This is a genomic window from Dyella jejuensis, assembly GCF_044904675.1.
Taxonomy (GTDB): domain Bacteria; phylum Pseudomonadota; class Gammaproteobacteria; order Xanthomonadales; family Rhodanobacteraceae; genus Dyella_B; species Dyella_B jejuensis.
This window is the reverse complement of record NZ_JADIKJ010000058.1, coordinates 1-576: the sequence shown is the minus strand read 5'-3', so window position 1 is coordinate 576 and position 576 is coordinate 1. Positions and strand designations below refer to the sequence as shown.

1 protein-coding gene is annotated in these 576 nt (G+C 62.2%); it reads left to right on the top strand.

What is annotated here, in order from left to right; translation table 11 throughout:
* The coding region (locus tag ISP15_RS18255) for a hemagglutinin repeat-containing protein (protein WP_404549420.1) at positions 1-576 on the top strand (576 nt) is incomplete at both ends.

Genomic DNA, 576 nt, shown 5'->3' with positions numbered 1-576 from the left:
AGCGACGTGCTCAGCCAGACCGGCACCGCCATCGTGGGCAACAACGTCACCATCGATGCGGCCGTAGGCACCAGCGATATCCATCAAAGCCACAAGGTGAGCCAGGGCGGGATCAACGTGGGCATCGGCGGCGCGGCGGCTAACGTCGCCAACACCGTTTACTACGCTGCCCAACGTAGTAGCCAAGTGCAGGATAGTCGCCTATCCGCCCTCTACGCGGCGCAGGCAGCCCAGGCGCTGCTCTCCCCCGGTGCCGCCCAAGGCATGAACCTGCCGGGTGGGCAGGACGGTTACGATGCATTGAAGAACGCGGCGCAAGGCAACGCCGGCATCGACTTCAAGCTTGGCATCGGTGGCAGCAGCGCCAGTAGCACGATGATCGCGCACGATGAGGCCACCTATGGCAGCCGTATCAGCAGCCAGGGCAATGTCACCATCGCGGCTACCGGCGGCGACCTGAACATCGTCGGCAGCCAGGTTAGCGGCCAAGATGTCGCACTTGCTGCACAAAACAACCTCAACCTCCTCAGCCAGGCAGAAAACCACACGCTTCAAAACAACAACGAAAACACCAGC